The organism is Lautropia mirabilis (genome assembly GCF_900637555.1).
In the GTDB taxonomy this organism is placed as follows: Bacteria; Pseudomonadota; Gammaproteobacteria; order Burkholderiales; family Burkholderiaceae_E; genus Lautropia; species Lautropia mirabilis.
In genome coordinates this window covers 2,631,387-2,642,745 of record NZ_LR134378.1, presented here as the reverse complement: position 1 = coordinate 2,642,745, position 11,359 = coordinate 2,631,387, and the positions used below count along the sequence as shown (strand labels likewise).

Below are 11,359 nucleotides of genomic sequence, written 5' to 3'. Positions count from 1 at the left end.
CGCCAACAAGCTTTGTCTGACGACCATAGCGAAGTGGAACCACTCCTTCCCATCCCGAACAGGAACGTGAAACGCTTTTGCGCCGATGATAGTGGGCCCGCGCCCGTGAAAGTAGGACATCGTCAGACACCCTATTCATGAAAAAGCCCGTACATCGTACGGGCTTTTTTTTCGTCCCTACTCTTCGCCGCACGTTTCATTCGCTCGTTTTCTGATGAATCGGCGTGGCAGCAGCGTCGGGGCAAGTGTCGTTGTTGCCACCACACTGCTCATGGATGCACCCAACCCGGCGTCCAACTGGGGTATCGTCTCCAGTTACCCACATCATTTATCGGAGAGGATCATGAGCGGTTGGTTCGAGATCAGCAAGAGCAAGGACGGTCAGTTCCGTTTTGTCCTGAAGGCCGGTAATGCCGAGACCATTCTGACCAGCGAGTTGTACAAGGAGAAGGCCTCGGCTCAGAACGGCATTGAGTCCGTTCAGAAGAACAGTGGCAACGACGCCCGTTATGAGCTGAAGACTGCGTCGAACGGCAAGTTCCACTTCAACCTGAAGGCGGGCAATGGCCAGGTGATCGGCACTAGCCAGCTGTATGCGACCGAGGCCAGCCGCGACAAGGGCATTGCCAGCGTGAAGACCAACGGTGCATCCACGCAGGTGAAGGATCTGACCTGATTGGGGCTGACGCATCTGGTGGATCTGGCGCATCTGGCGGATCTGCTCCGGCTGGCTCCGCGAGTCAGGGCAGTTCCATGAGAAAGGCGGTATCGGCTCCAGCCGGAAAGGGCTGGAAACCGATACCGCCTTTTTTACTACCGGACCCGTCAGGCTCCTCCGTCTGCTCAGGCCTCTCGACCCTGCAAGAGCGGTGAGACCTGTTGGATCTGTTGGATCTGTTGGACCTGTTGGACCTGTTGGACCTGTTGGACCTGTTGGACCTGTTGGGCCCGGTGGACCCGGTGGACCCGGTGGACCCGGTGGACCCGGTGGACCCGGTGGACCCGGTGGAGCTGACGGGCCCTTGAGCCCGTCAGGTTCTTCAGACCCGTCAGACCGGTCAGCGTGCGGCTGTCAGCACGCGCCGGGCCAGCACCAGGGCGCCGGCGACGAAGGCAGCCAGACCCAGCCAAGCGGCGGTGGTGTCCCAGTTCTCCAGGTTCAGGGCCAGCGGGGCTTCGGAGCCGCCGCTGGTGACGGAGAAGGCGATGATGAAGGCCAGCAGCACGCCCACCAGGCTTTCACCCACGATCAGGCCGGCGGCGAACAGGGTGCCGGTGCGTTCGGCGCGTTTCAGCGGGCCGGCGGCGTTGTTGCCGTGGCGGCTGCGAATGCGCCAGCGCATCCAGGCAGCCAGCAGGGTGCCGAGTACGATGGGCATGTTGACGGAGGGTGGCAGGTAGATGCCCATGCCGACGGCGAGTGCGGGCAGGCTGAGGTTTGCGCCCTGTTTGCGGCGCAGTAGCACGTCCACGATGATCAGCGCCACGCCGATGCCCATGCCGGTGAAGATGTAGTTCCACTGCAGGTCGTGGCGGAAGATGCCGTTGGCGATGGTGGTCATCAGTGTGGCCTGCGGGGCAGCCAGTGCCTGGCTGGCGTCCATGCCTTCACGCGGCATGGCACCGGTGAAGCCATAAGCTTGGTACAGCATTTCCAGAACCGGGGCGATGACCAGCGCACCGACCACGCAGCCGATGATCAGCGCCACCTGCTGTCGCCAGGGCGTGGCGTGCACCAGCCAGCCCGTCTTCAGGTCCTGCAGGTTGTCGTTGGAGACCGAGGCCACCGCGACGACGGCCGTGCCGGAGAAGAGGGTCAGCGCGACCATGAACTGGCGGTTGGCCTCGTCGGCGAACATGTTGGAGGATTCGCCGATCAGCAGCAGCACCAGCGAGACGATGACCACCGAGATGATGCCGATGCCCGAGATGGGGCTGGACGACGAACCCACCAGGCCGGCCATGTAACCGCAGGCGGCCGCCACCAGGAAGCCGATGAAGAAGGCCAGTGCCGTGCACACCACCACCAGCAGCCAGCCGAGGCCGTCAGGGATGGAGGCGGCATCCACGAAGTGATGGAAGCCCAGGCCCAGCATCAGCAGCATGCCGACGGACCAGGCGATCATGGCCCTGGGGCCGAGGTCCTGCTCGATGCGGTTGCGGCCTTGCTCGTGCTTGCCACTCATGGCCTTGAACGAGAGCCGCATGCCTTCCATCATGGGTTTGAGCAGCGTGATCAGCGTCCAGATGGCGGCCACGCCGATGGTGCCGGCGCCAATGAAGCGAACCTTGTTCTTCCAAAGCGAGAGCGCATACGACGCCATGTCCATGTCGGCCGGTTGCGGGGCCACGGACGAGAAGTAGGGCACCAGCACGCCCCAGGCAATGGCGATGCCCAGCAGGATGGCGATGCCGCCGGCCAGGTTCACCAGGAAGCCGGCCCCCAGCAGTGCCAGCGAATAGCCCATGGGCAGCTGGAAGATGGCGGTGCCGCTCTTGAACCAGTAGCTGGCGCTGTCGGCCATGACGCGCAGGCCGTTGGCGCAGAAGCTCACGAGGCCCGAGATGGCGCCGCCCAGCGCGATCTCGCGGATGCCGCTGTCGGCCGAACCGTCCTCGGCGTGTTCCTGGCTGCCGGCCTTCAGGATTTCGGCCGCCGCCACCCCTTCGGGGTAGGGCAGCGGGCTGTTGACCACCATGGCGTGGCGCAGCGGGATGGTGAAGATCACCCCCAGGATGCCGCCCGAGGTGCACAGCAGCACCGTCTGCCAGAACGGAAAGCCGCTCCAGTAGCCGGCCATCAGCAGGCCGGGCAGGATGAAGATCACCGAGGACAGCGTGCCGGCGGCCGATGCCTGGGTCTGCACCATGTTGTTTTCCAGGATGTTGCTGCCGCGCGCAAAGCGCAGCAGCGCCATCGAGATCACCGCGGCCGGGATGGACGAGGCGAAGGTCAGGCCCACTTTCAGGCCCAGGTAGACGTTGGAGGCCGTGAACACGACCGTGATCAGTGCGCCCAGCACCATGCCGCGCAGCGTCAGCTCGCGGTAATTGGCATAGGGGTCCGGACTGGCTGGGGCGGCAGAAGCGGCGGACATCGTTGGTTCTCCTTTGTTGTCGATCTTGGATGCCATCGCCAATGCGGGCCGGCGGCATGTATTTCCGGAATGAATCGGCTTTGCTGGAATCTTCCGGATGCGGGCTGCATCCGGTCCGGGCTGACAGATCGGGGCCTCCCTGAAGTGCAGGCCCTGCGATCCGCTCAGCCCTGTGTTGTGTCGTCGGTGCCGGCGACGCCAGGCCAGTAGTGGCTGTCGGGCAGTGCCCGGGCACCGAAGATGGCCTGGCCCACGCGCACCACCGTTGCGCCTTCCTCGATGGCGATCTCGTAGTCGCCCGACATGCCCATCGACAGCTCGTCGAAGGACAGGCCGGCCGGAGCCTCCTGGCGCAGCCGGTCACGCAGCGAGCGCAGCAGGATGAAGCACTGCCGCACCCGCTCGGCCTCGCTGGAAAAGAGCGCCAGTGTCATCAGCCCGCGCACGCGCAGCGCCGAGAAGCCAGGCAGCGCCTGCACGAAGGCCGGCACATCCTCGGGCGACAGCCCGAACTTGCTGGGCTCGCCCGAGGTGTTGACCTGCACGAACACATCCAGCGACCGCCCCTCGGCCTGCAGCCGCTTGTCCAGGGCTTCGGCCACTCGCAGGCTGTCCAGTGCCTGGAACTCGGCTGCAAAGCGCGCCACCACCTTGGCCTTGTTGGTCTGCAGATGTCCGATGACCGACCACTTCAGATCGGTGAGATCCTGCATGGCCTGCCACTTGCCATAGGCTTCCTGCACCTTGTTCTCGCCCAGAAAGCGGCAGCCGGCCGCATAGGCTGCCCGGATCGCATCCTCGCCCTTGGTCTTGCTGACCGGCAGGAGTCGCACCGTGGCCGGATCACGCCCGACGCGCTGGCAGGCTGCCTCGATGCGGGCATGCACCGCAGCCAGGTTGTGCCGGAAGTCGTCCACGGTGGTGGCCTGCGGGTACTGGCCATGCTGGTCGTGGGCGGTCTGGGTGGGGGAAGGGGGGGGGTTGGAAGAAAGCTCGTTCATGACGGAACCAGAGGCAGTAGGGGGCATCCAACAGAAGGGAAGACATGGCTGATTGTGTAATTCTATCTCTCAATGCGGGATGGGGCTTGATGGGTTCGGTGGGAAACGGTCGAGCGTGGAAGGTGATAGATAGGGAGTGGAATTCCCTGACAACCTCATCACCATAGAGAGGGGGTCGACTACAATGATTAGACAGATTTATGTATTTGCATTTCTGGAGAATGCCATGAGTAGCCGACAAGAAAATAAATTGTTTGTTCAAGATGGGTCCTTAAGCGAGCGGAGTTTTCTGGGGTCTATTCAAGAAATTAAAGCACCGATTCATTGGGTTCGCAAATATAGTGCTGAGTTTGCTCTGGGTGTTTTTGTTATTACGATGTTGTATGTGTTTGGGTATATGATGAATAGCAATTTGCCACTAAATTTATCATCGACGCCACTTGTGCTAAAAATATCTGTTCTTTTTTCTTTCGTGTTGATCGTTGTTTCGTTGATAACTTACGTTGTTGTATGCAACGGGATCGTTTGCGGTGCATTTGTTTTCAGTGCGGCAAGAAGGGCGAGTGGATATGAAGGAAGAAAAGTAATTTTGTGTTTTGCAGTGACTTTCGGTTTGAATGCGCTTATTCTAGTGCTAGTTTTAATTTTGGCTGTTTGTCGCAACTTTAGCGGTTGGGAGATTGTTTTCTGTTTTGTTTTTTCATCCATTATTTCTTCTGTTTTTGCGCGTTTTATTTTTTTGCACAACTCGTCGATCGAGTTCTACGGATTTTTGTTTTTATCCGTGATTCTTTTTATTCAGGCATTTGTAAATGTGGCGGTAGCTTCGTTTTTGATGAAGACTGGCGCCGTTGGTTTTGATGGTACCAAATTGGATTATCTGAAGTCATTATTTATATTTTCCACAACAGGATTTGTTGTTGTTTTGTTTGTCGCCGCTTCCGTTTATTCTGGTGGCTCTTCGTTGCTTGGTTTTAGTGGGGGTGTGAAGTTGGCTTTTGGCTTTGTCTGTTCTGCTGTTTTATTTGGTGCGATCTATTTTCCCGCTGGGGCGTGGGTTGTTCAGCGTATTTTGCGTGTTTCCGCTGCAGGAACGATAGGGTGCTCTGTCATGTCGTGGTCCGGAAGTATTCCGGATGGTTTGAAAGTTCTCGATGATGTCAATGCGCGAGAGGTGGGCGATGTTGGGGCGGGGCATAGTATCCCTGTTTATGTCGAGAATGATCTAGGCGACTCGTATGTCGTGAAGATCAAAGGTGTGTCGAAGCGTCAGTTCTACTTCGTCCCAAGGTCTCTAGTATCCGGCATGGGGGATTGTCCGATGAGCAAGGCCGGCAATAATGTCGGGAAGGCTCCCAACGCCGCCAATGGTTGAGATTTGCTTTTATGAGGCACGGCTGCGGCTTGGATGCGGCCGCCTTATCCAGACTGGCGCTGCGCCCCGACTTGCCTGCCGTATCGATTGGCGAGGCTCGACCTTTTTTTCTGCTTCTCGGTCTCTTTGCCAGGTCTGATAGGCCTCGAAGTTGAATTCCGTGGCCGAGACGATCTGTTCCTGACGCAGGGACACATAGATGTTGGCGCCAACCTGAGCATAATCGGTCGTGAAGTTGACACGCAGGGTGTCCTTGTCACGGTAGCCGCTCATCAGCGGCATGATCGAGATGTCTTGATCCATGCCGGCGGTTTCGGAGGGCTCGCCAAGGCTGATGATCTTGCCAACATAGACCTTGCGGTCGTCCATCATCAGCATGGCGTATTTGTCTTGCTGCAAGGACAGGCGGAACAACAGGTCGTCCAAGGGGCTGTCTTCCAGAATATCCTGGATGATGAATATGTGCGTGTCCCAAGTACGGAAACGCAGGCAGAGATGCAGATGGCCCAGCACCTTCAACAGCCAGGCTGAAAGACAGGTCATGCCTGACAGCAGGATCAGCCAGCTTGCCTGCAGCCCGCTGCTTCGCTCCATGCCTGCGCTGTTCTGCAGCATTTCAGCCAAGGCAGATGGCCATTCCAGACCGATATGCCAGTGGCCGACTGCCAGCTCACTGGGTAGTAGCCAGTGCCCGAGCATGGCCAGCATGCCGGCCAGTGCAAGACATGCCAAGCCTAGTTCGGCACTTTTCAGGTAAAGATATTGCCCTTCGTAGCGGTGCAGCTTGTAGGAATGGACTGGATGGATGTGGCACGCCAGGAAGCCGGCCACCAGAACGGGAATGATGAGCAGGGCAAACACGCTCGGCCCCTTGGCGTGGAGGAGTTACCGGGCGTTGACGATTTCTGCCGCCAGCCGGCGGGCACGCTGGAACTCGGGTGATTCTGCAACCTCGCGGGGATCAATGCGCACGGTGCCGCGGCCTACCACACGCAGGCTCTTGTAGCTGTTGTTGACCAGCTCAATGAGCTCCTGTCGCCGGTCCTGTTCCGCCTGACGTTCCTGTTTGCGCTCGTTGAGGATCTTCTTGATGAAAGCGACCATCCGTATGCTCTCCAACCGGGGCGGGCATAACGACACACACTCCATTATACAGGATGATGCCTTGTCATGGGGAGCGCTGTCGGATGGATTGTCCGGAAACCCGGCTATTTGGCAGGGCATCTACGGCATCGACGGTACATCCGGATGCGAGACAGGCACTTCCCGAAAACCAAGTGGAAGGCCTGAAGTTCTACCCAGGCCTGTTCACAGTCATCGAGAACGACATACCCGGCCCCGGCTTCGTGGGAAAGCGGAGGCCGACTCAGAGGCCCAGGTTCAGCCCTAGGGGCCCCTGAACACGTCACGCGAGCAGGTGCCACTCGTTAGCCGATCTCTTGGGGCTGTCCGCTTTTGGATCGGTTTGGCCCGGTGATACGCGGGGCGTCACTGGGCACGCAGCGGCCTCGCTCCAGGCGATCTCGTTGTGGCACAGCCCCGGTTGAGCCTATCCAGACACGATCATGTCGGCGCGCTCCCAAGGGCGGTCGGCTGCAAAGAAGGGGCGTTCTGCCGCCATCCAGGCGTGCCAGAAGCGTACCGATTCTTCGGCATTGCCGTTGGTGCCTTCGGCAATATCGCGGCTGATGTCCCGATGTTCGGTCACGTCGTCGCCGGTCTGGACCCAGACATGCAGGTCGATGAGCCCGCGGATGGCCTGCAGGCCAGCACCGGTTCCCTCGACGATGACCAGCGGTGCGCCTGCCGTGATGCGGATCGAGCCTTCGCGCCCATGTTCCCGCCACGGATGGGGAATCAGGTCCAGGGCGCCGGTTGTGTGCAGCTCGGAAAGTGCAGCAACCAGCTGTTGATCCCATTGATAGAGGGGCTCGTTCCAGATCAGGTCATCCAGGTGGAGGACCTGTGCACCTGGCACCACAGAGGCCAGGGCGGCGGTGAGGGTGGTCTTGCCTGATCCGCTACGTCCGTCGATGGCGATGATGGCCGGTCGGCCCGCATGGGTTCCCGCCCGTGCCATGAGGTGGTCGACGAATGCTGTCCTGGGCGAGGCCTGCCAGGCTGTCACCGCCGGTTCCTCCGGCTGAAGCTGGATCGGTGGTGCCACCCCCAGGGGACGGGCGGGGATGTCGTGGTGGTTGCTTTCTGTCATGGCCGCCTCTTTTCCCCACCATAGGATACGTCAGCCCCTGTCCTTGTGGTTGCGAATCCCGCTGATGACGTGCCCCGTGGGGGCTTGTGCGCTGTGGGCCGATTCGCAGTGTCCAGTCTGGTCGTCGAAGAAGAAGTCGGGCTCGAATTCGCGCAGGAAGGGGCCCTTGTCCAGACCGCCCAGGAAGAAGGCCTCGTCCACCTCCACTTTCCAGTCCATCAGCGTGCGGATGGCGCGTTCATGCGCCGGGGCGCTGCGGGCCGTCACCAGGGCCGTTCGGATACGCATGTGCGGGGGTGCGGCCTGGCGCAGGCGGTAGAGCGCTTCCAGCAGCGGCTTGAAGGGGCCGGGAGGTAGCGGCGTGGTGGCGCGGCTTGCCTCGTGGTCCTGGAAGGCCGACAGGCCCTGGTTGGCATAGACCTGCTCGGCTTCGTCGGAGAACAGCACGGCGTCGCCGTCGAAGGCGATGCGCACTTCGTCGGGGTGGGATTCTGCCCGCTGGGGCGACTGCGGATAGACGCGCGCGGCCGGAAAGCCGGCTTCCAGCGCGGCCCGCACGTCGTCGGCGTTGGCCGACAGGAAGAGGTGGGCACCCAGCGGCTTCAGGTACGCATAGGGAGGCCGACCGCGCGTGAAGACGCCCCGTTCCAGTGGCACACCGTGATGGTGAGCCGAGCGGAAGGCACGCATGCCGCTGGTGGGGTCGTTGCGTGAGAGCAGGACCACATCGACGCGCCGCTCGGTCTCGTCGTTGAAGGCCAGCAGCTTCTTCACCAGCGGCATGGCCACGCCGCCCTTGGCGGGCAGGTCCAGCAGCTCCAGCTGGCGTGCCATGTAGGCGCGGTCGTCACCAGCCTCGAACAGTCGGTTCTCTTCCTCGAAGTCGAAGAGGGCGCGGGAGGCAATGGCGACGATGAGCTTGACGGGGGGCGGGTGCATGGAATGCGTCGTTCAGGTGGAAGAAGAGGCGTGGCCGGCTCAGGCGTCGACGTTCACCTGGGTGTCCGTGGGGGCAGAGTCGTCTGCCGAATGGTCGTTCTTGCCGGTGACTGCCTCCACGGCGGCCTCGCCAGCGATCTGGACGGCCGCTTCGGCAACCGATTCGGCACCGGCGGAAAAGAGGCTTTCCAGGAGGCAGGACAGGGGCGGCATGGGATAAGCGGGCCTTGGGGGACAGAGGATGGAACCTGCAGGATGCCTTCCGGGTGCGACAAGGTCAACCTGACCGCCTGTTGTCTGTAGCTGACGTGCAGACGCTCGGAGGGCGCAATGGCCGGATGCGCCGGGGTCAGGGGGTATCATCGGAAGCAGTCATGGCCGCCCAGCCATGCGGCGCATCCGCACAACCCGGATGCTGCATGCCCGGCTTCTTTCTCAGACCCTTCCAGACCAGCAGGCTATCCATGAAATTCCGTTTTCCCATCGTCATCATCGATGAAGACTGGCGCGCCGATTCCGCCAGTGGCCTGGGTATCCGGGCACTGGCCAAGGCCATCGAGGACCAGGGCACCGAGGTGGTGGGGGGCTTCACCTACTACGACGTGGCGATGGTGGCCAATCAGGCTGCGCGGGCATCGGCCTTCATCGTCTCCATTGATGATGAGGAGATCAACGAGGAAGGGCCCGAGAGCGTGGCCATTCAGGACCTGCGGGCCTTCATCCGCGAGACGCGCCGCCGCAATGCCGACATCCCGATCTTCCTGTTCGGCGAGACGCGCACCTCGCAGCACATCCCGAACGAGATCCTGAAGGAGCTGCACGGCTTCATCCACATGTTCGAGGACACGCCCGAGTTCGTGGCGCGCTACATCATCCGCGAGGCCACGAACTACCTGAACTCGTTGGCGCCCCCGTTCTTCAAGGCACTGGTGCACTACGCCAATGATGGGTCGTATTCGTGGCACTGCCCGGGGCACTCGGGCGGGGTGGCCTTCCTGAAGAGTCCGGTGGGGCAGATGTTCCACCAGTTCTTCGGCGAGAACATGCTGCGCGCCGATGTCTGCAACTCGGTCGACGAGCTGGGGCAGCTGTTGGACCACACGGGTCCGGTAGCAGCATCCGAGACCAATGCGGCGCGCATCTTCAATGCCGATCACCTGTTCTTCGTCACCAACGGCACATCCACGTCCAACAAGATCGTCTGGCATTCCGAGGTGGCCAGCGACGACGTGGTGCTGGTGGACCGCAACTGCCACAAGAGCATCCTGCACGCCATCATGATGAGCGGCACGATTCCGATCTTCCTGCAGCCCACACGCAACCACCTGGGCATCATCGGTCCCATTCCGCTGCAGGAGTTCAGCCGCGAGAGCATTGCCGGAAAGATCGAGGCCAACCCGCTCATCAAGGACAAGTCGGTCCGGCCGCGAGTGATGACCATCACCCAGTCGACCTATGACGGCATTCTTTACAACGTGGAGATGATCAAGGCCGAGCTGCAGGACTACGTGGAGAACCTGCACTTCGACGAGGCCTGGCTGCCGCATGCCACCTTCCACCCCATCTACCACGAGATGCATGCCATCGGTCGGGATCGGCCGCGCTCCACGCATGCGATGGTGTTCGCCACCCAGTCCACCCACAAGCTGCTGGCCGGGCTGTCGCAGGCGTCACAGATCCTGGTGCAGGAGTCGCAGACCCGCAAGCTGGATCGCTACCGCTTCAACGAAAGCTACCTGATGCACACGTCCACGTCGCCGCAGTACGCCATCATCGCTTCGTGCGACGTGGCGGCGTCGATGATGGAGGCCCCGGGCGGCACGGCATTGGTGCAGGAGTCGCTGCAGGAAGCGCGCGACTTCCGCCGGGCCATGCGCAAGGTCGAGCAGGAATATGACGGTTCGTGGTGGTTCCGGGTCTGGGGGCCGGACAGCCTCAGCAGTGGCAAGGCGCTGCGCCAGGAAGAATGGATGCTGCATGCCGACGAGAAGTGGCACGGCTTCGGCCCCGTCGAGCCCGGCTTCAACATGCTGGACCCGATCAAGGCCACCATCATCACCCCGGGGCTGGACATGGAGGGCGAGTTTGCCGATACCGGCATCCCGGCGGCGGTCGTCACCAAGTACCTGGCCGAGCACGGCGTGGTGGTGGAGAAGACCGGGCTCTATTCGTTCTTCGTGATGTTCACCATCGGCATCACCAAGGGTCGCTGGAACACGCTGGTGACCGAGCTGCAGCAGTTCAAGGCCGACTACGACGAGAACCAGCCGCTGTGGCGGGTGATGCCCGATTTCGTGAAGGCCTACCCGATGTACGACCGCATGGGCCTGCGCGACCTGTCCACCCGGGTGCATGATGCCTACCGCCGGTACGATGTGGCACGGGTGACCACTGACATGTACCTGTCGGACATGATGCCGGTGATGAAGCCGTCGGATGCCTACGAGTGCCTGACGCACCGCAAGGTTGATCGGGTGCCCGTGGACGAGCTGGAAGGCCGCATTACCACGATGCTGGTCACGCCGTACCCGCCGGGCATCCCGCTGCTGATTCCCGGCGAGCGCTTCAACCGCACCATCGTCGAGTACCTGAAGTTCGTGCGCGAATTCAACGAGCAGTTCCCGGGCTTCCACACCGACGTGCATGGTCTGGTGGCCGAGAAGGACGCCGAGGGACGCATCGGGTACTACGTGGATTGCGTGGACCGGGCGCACGAACCGAAGGAGGGCTGAAG

The 11,359-nt window shown here is 61.4% G+C and carries 11 protein-coding genes and 1 rRNA gene; 5 read left to right on the top strand and 7 right to left on the bottom strand.

Annotation, left to right across the window (positions count from 1 at the left end):
- The first annotated feature begins 15 nt into the window (after positions 1-15).
- The 3 genes from rrf (at position 16) to EL249_RS13380 (ending at position 1,026) form a co-directional block, all read left to right on the top strand.
- Positions 16-128 (top strand): 5S ribosomal RNA (gene rrf / locus EL249_RS10805).
- A gap of 215 nt (positions 129-343) precedes the next feature.
- Positions 344-676 (top strand): YegP family protein, encoded by a 333-nt coding sequence (locus EL249_RS10800; RefSeq protein ID WP_005672432.1) that lies wholly within the window; start codon positions 344-346, stop codon positions 674-676.
- A gap of 203 nt (positions 677-879) precedes the next feature.
- Positions 880-1,026 (top strand): hypothetical protein, encoded by a 147-nt coding sequence (locus EL249_RS13380; RefSeq protein WP_156789135.1) that lies wholly within the window; start codon positions 880-882, stop codon positions 1,024-1,026.
- Positions 1,027-1,058: 32 nt separating this feature from the next.
- On the opposite strand, the gene EL249_RS10795 is transcribed toward EL249_RS13380, so the two are convergent.
- Positions 1,059-3,098, bottom strand: a complete 2,040-nt coding sequence (locus EL249_RS10795; protein WP_040530583.1) for an OPT family oligopeptide transporter — start codon at positions 3,096-3,098, stop codon at positions 1,059-1,061.
- A gap of 164 nt (positions 3,099-3,262) precedes the next feature.
- Positions 3,263-4,099 carry a YggS family pyridoxal phosphate-dependent enzyme gene (locus tag EL249_RS10790; RefSeq protein WP_005672435.1) on the bottom strand — a complete coding sequence of 279 codons (837 nt, stop codon included), beginning with the start codon at positions 4,097-4,099 and terminating at the stop codon, positions 3,263-3,265.
- Between the two features lie 226 nt (positions 4,100-4,325).
- On the opposite strand from EL249_RS10790, the gene EL249_RS10785 reads away from it, so the two are divergent.
- Positions 4,326-5,474 carry a hypothetical protein gene (locus EL249_RS10785; protein ID WP_126348217.1) on the top strand — a complete coding sequence of 383 codons (1,149 nt, stop codon included), beginning with the start codon at positions 4,326-4,328 and terminating at the stop codon, positions 5,472-5,474.
- Positions 5,475-5,483: 9 nt separating this feature from the next.
- Here EL249_RS10785 and EL249_RS10780 read toward each other — a convergent pair whose 3' ends face one another.
- The 5 genes from EL249_RS10780 to EL249_RS13240 all read right to left on the bottom strand — a co-directional run bounded on the left by EL249_RS10780 (position 5,484) and on the right by EL249_RS13240 (position 8,838).
- Positions 5,484-6,335 carry a hypothetical protein gene (locus EL249_RS10780; protein ID WP_005672436.1) on the bottom strand — a complete coding sequence of 284 codons (852 nt, stop codon included), beginning with the start codon at positions 6,333-6,335 and terminating at the stop codon, positions 5,484-5,486.
- A 24-nt stretch (positions 6,336-6,359) separates the two neighbouring features.
- The gene (locus EL249_RS10775; RefSeq protein WP_126348215.1) at positions 6,360-6,578 is read right to left on the bottom strand and encodes a hypothetical protein; all 219 of its coding nucleotides are present in this window, start codon (positions 6,576-6,578) and stop codon (positions 6,360-6,362) included.
- A gap of 445 nt (positions 6,579-7,023) precedes the next feature.
- On the bottom strand, positions 7,024-7,686 hold the full coding sequence (locus EL249_RS10770; protein ID WP_005672438.1) for a uridine kinase family protein: 663 nt from the start codon (positions 7,684-7,686) through the stop codon (positions 7,024-7,026).
- Positions 7,687-7,716: 30 nt separating this feature from the next.
- Positions 7,717-8,625, bottom strand: coding sequence for a 5'-nucleotidase (locus tag EL249_RS10765; protein WP_005672439.1), 909 nt, complete (start codon positions 8,623-8,625; stop codon positions 7,717-7,719).
- A gap of 39 nt (positions 8,626-8,664) precedes the next feature.
- Entirely contained in the window at positions 8,665-8,838 is a 174-nt protein-coding gene (locus EL249_RS13240) for a hypothetical protein (RefSeq protein WP_005672440.1), read from the bottom strand.
- A gap of 251 nt (positions 8,839-9,089) precedes the next feature.
- Between EL249_RS13240 and EL249_RS10760 the strand changes: the two genes are divergently transcribed.
- Positions 9,090-11,357 carry an Orn/Lys/Arg family decarboxylase gene (locus EL249_RS10760; protein WP_040529651.1) on the top strand — a complete coding sequence of 756 codons (2,268 nt, stop codon included), beginning with the start codon at positions 9,090-9,092 and terminating at the stop codon, positions 11,355-11,357.
- Positions 11,358-11,359 lie beyond the last annotated feature (2 nt).

Excerpts from the sequence above, each read along its gene's own strand:
- EL249_RS10770 (WP_005672438.1), bottom strand. The coding sequence starts at position 7,686 with ATGACAGAAAGCAACCACCACGACATCCCCGCCCGTCCCCTGGGGGTG.
- EL249_RS10765 (WP_005672439.1), bottom strand. The coding sequence starts at position 8,625 with ATGCACCCGCCCCCCGTCAAGCTCATCGTCGCCATTGCCTCCCGCGCC.
- EL249_RS10760 (WP_040529651.1), top strand. The coding sequence starts at position 9,090 with ATGAAATTCCGTTTTCCCATCGTCATCATCGATGAAGACTGGCGCGCC.
- EL249_RS10775 (WP_126348215.1), bottom strand. The coding sequence starts at position 6,578 with ATGGTCGCTTTCATCAAGAAGATCCTCAACGAGCGCAAACAGGAACGT.
- EL249_RS10785 (WP_126348217.1), top strand. The coding sequence starts at position 4,326 with ATGAGTAGCCGACAAGAAAATAAATTGTTTGTTCAAGATGGGTCCTTA.
- EL249_RS10790 (WP_005672435.1), bottom strand. The coding sequence starts at position 4,099 with ATGAACGAGCTTTCTTCCAACCCCCCCCCTTCCCCCACCCAGACCGCC.
- EL249_RS10795 (WP_040530583.1), bottom strand. The coding sequence starts at position 3,098 with ATGTCCGCCGCTTCTGCCGCCCCAGCCAGTCCGGACCCCTATGCCAAT.
- EL249_RS10800 (WP_005672432.1), top strand. The coding sequence starts at position 344 with ATGAGCGGTTGGTTCGAGATCAGCAAGAGCAAGGACGGTCAGTTCCGT.
- EL249_RS13240 (WP_005672440.1), bottom strand. The coding sequence starts at position 8,838 with ATGCCGCCCCTGTCCTGCCTCCTGGAAAGCCTCTTTTCCGCCGGTGCC.